The 3,769-nt window shown below is 73.7% G+C and carries 2 protein-coding genes and 1 pseudogene; 1 reads left to right on the top strand and 2 read right to left on the bottom strand.

The features are described 5' to 3' along the window. Together AOK23_RS52200 and AOK23_RS42815 are read right to left on the bottom strand one after the other, a co-directional pair. Nucleotides 1-106 (bottom strand): annotated as a pseudogene (locus AOK23_RS52200) (IS982 family transposase); the annotation flags it as partial. Between the two features lie 57 nt (nt 107-163). Next, on the bottom strand, nt 164-2,566 hold the full coding sequence (locus tag AOK23_RS42815; RefSeq protein ID WP_055717770.1) for a hypothetical protein: 2,403 nt from the start codon (nt 2,564-2,566) through the stop codon (nt 164-166). A gap of 290 nt (nt 2,567-2,856) precedes the next feature. Between AOK23_RS42815 and AOK23_RS42810 the strand changes: the two genes are divergently transcribed. After that, nucleotides 2,857-3,684, top strand: coding sequence for a DeoR/GlpR family DNA-binding transcription regulator (locus tag AOK23_RS42810; protein WP_055717769.1), 828 nt, complete (start codon nt 2,857-2,859; stop codon nt 3,682-3,684). The last annotated feature ends 85 nt before the right edge of the window (nt 3,685-3,769 follow it).

Genomic DNA, 3,769 nt, shown 5'->3' with positions numbered 1-3,769 from the left:
CGGCATCGGTCAGTCGCGGCGGACGTCCGCGCCACCGCGGGGTCTTCAAACGGTCATCGACATGCACGTACAGTGCCGTCAAGAGGGTGTCTAAATCGGTCGTCACAACCCGATGTTGGACACCCTCCCTCCGTCTGAGAACCCCGCAATTGGAACTACTCGTCTAGCAGTCGCGGGGGCCCGGCACCTCGGGGCCGATGCGGTCCAGCAGCCGCTGCCGCTCGGCGGCGAAGGCCGGGTCCGCCTGGTAGTCGGAGTGGCCGAGGATCGGGGCGGGCAGCGGATGGCCGGCGGTGCGGCCGTAGGCGAGGGGGTCCTTGAACGGCTCGGCGTCGACCTCCGGCCCGCACCGGCCCGGCAGCCGCACGGGGCCGCCTATGGGGTCGGTGAGCCGGTACAGATTGCGCCAGCAGTCGACCTCGCGGTGCAGGGAGGCGAGGGACGCCGGGCCGAAGTGGGCCGGGAACCACCGTCCGTACAGCCGCTCCAGCGGTGAGCCGTACGTCAGCAGCGCGACCCGACTCCGGACCGCCGGGGTCAGCTGCCACGCGGCGGCCGCGGCGAGGACGCTGCCCTGGGAGTGTCCGGAGATGACCAGCCGTCCGCCCGTGGTCCGCGTCCAGGTGGCCATCCGCCAGGTGAGGTCGGGCACGGCGCGCTCGGCGTAGCAGGGCGGGGCGAAGGGGTGCGCGGCACGCGGCCAGAAGGTGCCGACGTCCCAGAGGATGCCGATGGTGCGGCGCGCGGAGGCGTCCTTGTAGGCGCGGCGACCCCAGGTGACGAAGAGCAGGAAGCCGACGCCGATCAACCAGGACCCGAGCGCCTGCGCGGTCTGGGCCGCGCCCGCGACGAAGGCGTACGAGTCCCGTGCCGCCCGCGCCGGGGTCTCCCCCGTGGCGAACGCGCCGGCCAGCGCTCCGGCGCCGAGCAGCAGCGTCACGGTCGAGATGATGCCGACGACGCGGGGCGCGCGGTCGGTGAGGGCGGCCATGGCGCGGGTACGGGCGATACGCAGGGTCCGGGCGGCGTCACGGGATTCGGGCTCCTCGTCCGGGCCGCTCGCCCGGGGCCGTACGGCCTCGGCCAGGCCGTACTCCTCCTCCACCGCCGCCGTCTCCTCGCGCCGCAGCACCCAGGTGCGGCGGGCCAGCCAGACGAGCAGGGTCACCACCACCAGGAGGAGGGGCGGGATGACGGCGGCCTGCCAGGTGAGGAGGATCGGCGGGCCGGGGAGGGCGTCGTCGGTGCCGCCGAGCCAGTCGGCGACGCGCTGGGCGACACCGGCGGACATGACACCGCCGAGGGCGCAGGCCAGCATCGCGACGGCGGGGCCGCCGAGGCCGTACAGCGCGGTCCGCTGGTCGGGCCGGGAGCGGTAGAGGACGCGGGCGACCACACCGAGGGCCAGGACGAGGAGGCCCTGGACCAGGGTGATCCCGCCGAAGGTCAGGTCCCCCGGCAGCCGGCCCGCCGAACTCCAGCCGGGGCGTGACCAGCCCGCGTACACCAGGGCGAGGACGAGCACCGCGATCGAGGCCGTGGGCAGGCCGCGCACGAGGTGACCGTCGAGTTCGCGGTCGAGGCGCCTCTCGGAGCGGCCCCTGCGGCACACCACCCACACCACGACCACAGCGAGCACCACGAGCGTCGCGTTGAACAACCACCCCAGGAGTTCCAGGACGGCGGGGCCGCCCGGGCGGCGGTCCTCACGGGCGGCGGACGTCCCGACGGCCGCCGCGACCGTCAGGAACCCGGCCGCCGTGTGGGCGGCACGCAGCCGGGCCACGAGACGGCGCCCGTACCAGAAGCCGGGGCGGCCCAGCGCGACGGGCTCGACGTCTTCCTCGGTGGGGCGGACCTCGGCGCGGTCCATGGGGCGCTGCGACTCGTACTCGCTCCAGGTGCGGTGGGCGAGGTACCACAGGAGCACGGTCAAGGCGGTGGGCACCAGGGCGGCCAGCGCGAGGCGGCGGCCGGGGCTGCTCCACCAGCCGTGGTGGGAGAGGTCCGGGGAGAGGAAACCGAGCCAGGTGTGCGCCTCGGCGCACGCGCGCGTGCCCGCGCACTGCCAGGCGGTCAGGTCGAGGGCGACCTCGCAGGCGGCGGCCACGAGCAGCACGGTCAGGGTCAGACCGGTGAGGCGGACCAGGAGGCCGTGCAGACGTATGGTCCGCCGTCTGTGGCGGGTGGTGGGGCGCATCCAGTGGGCGAGGTTGACGACCATGAACGGCAGCAGCAACAGCCACAGGGCGCGGGAGCCGTTGCCGGAGGTGAGGTTGCACCAGACGTAGGCCTCGGGCACGGGTCCGCCGCGCTGGTCGCCGGGGCGGGCCTCGGCGTCGGCGTCGTCGATACGGCGGAAGACGGCCGCCGTGTCGTCGCCGGTGACGCGGACGGTGCGCGGATCGTCCAGCATGCGTTCGGGGGTGGTGCCGCCGACGCCGTGGACGAGCAGTTCGAGGGCGGTGCCGTCGTCGGTGCCGGTGCGGCCGGTGGCCTCGCGCCCGCCCGTCTCGGACCGTCCGGGGCGTTCTCCGTACTCGGCGTGCTCCGTCGCACGATCCACTGGTCCGCTTCCCCCGTGATGCGCCGCAAGGCATGTGTCATGTGCAGGTACAGATGATCGCCGCAAAGCGGTCCTCGTACACCTGTGGGCACCGAATCTCCCCGATCCATGTGATAGTGACGGGCGCGGAAACGCGATACGGGCTGTTCGCGCGCGTGCAGGTGGTGGCGCGACCAGTGGTGTGGCGTGCGAATATGGGACGTCCTCGAGACCGGGGGCGGGGGAATGTCCGCTTCGGAGGGGGTATGGGAGCGTGTCGGGCGTGATGGGGCGAAAGGACCGGAGCGAGCGTGAGTGAGAATCAGAACCTCCTCGCGGAGCAGCGGCGTGCCCTGATCCTCGACGAGGTGCGCCGCAGGGGCGGGGTCCGGGTCAACGAGTTGACGCGGAAGCTGGGCGTCTCGGACATGACGGTCCGTCGCGACCTGGACGCGCTGGCCCGCCAGGGCGCCGTGGAGAAGGTGCACGGCGGCGCGGTCCCGGTGGCCGAGGCGAGTACGCACGAGCCGGGTTTCGAGGCGAAGTCCGGACTGGAGCTGAGCGCCAAGGAGGACATCGCGCGGGCCGCCGCCGAGCTGGTGGCGCCGGGTTCGGCGATCGCCCTGTCGGGCGGTACGACGACCTACGCGCTCGCGCACCGGCTCGTGGACGTGCCGGATCTGACCGTGGTCACGAACTCGGTGCGGGTCGCGGACGTCTTCCATGCCGCGCAGCGCACGACGGGCCCCCGGCAGGGGGCGGCGACCGTGGTGCTCACCGGTGGGGTGCGGACCCCGTCCGACTCGCTCGTGGGGCCGGTGGCCGATCAGGCGATCGCGGCGCTCCACTTCGATGTGCTGTTCCTCGGTGTGCACGGGATATCGGTCGAGGCGGGCCTGTCCACGCCGAACCTGGCGGAGGCCGAGACCAACCGCCGGCTCGTGCAGTCGGCACGGCGGGTCGTCGTCGTGGCCGACCACACCAAGTGGGGGACGGTGGGCCTGAGTTCGTTCGCCGCGCTCGACCAGGTGGACACCCTGGTGACGGACGCGGGGCTGGCGGCGCAGGCGCGGGCGGAGATCTCCGAGCACCTGCGGCGGCTGGTGGTGGCCGGGGAGGACGAGGACAGCGACGTCTGACGAGGACGTGGGTCCCGTCCGGGCGCGGGTCCTGTCCTGACCCCCGGTCCCGTCTGACCCCCGGTCCCGTCTGCCCCCCGGTCCC

It is taken from the genome of Streptomyces torulosus, assembly GCF_001419765.1.
In the GTDB taxonomy this organism is placed as follows: domain Bacteria; phylum Actinomycetota; class Actinomycetes; order Streptomycetales; family Streptomycetaceae; genus Streptomyces; species Streptomyces torulosus.
The sequence above is the reverse complement of the archived record's forward strand: the minus strand, read 5'-3'. Positions and strand labels throughout refer to the sequence as shown.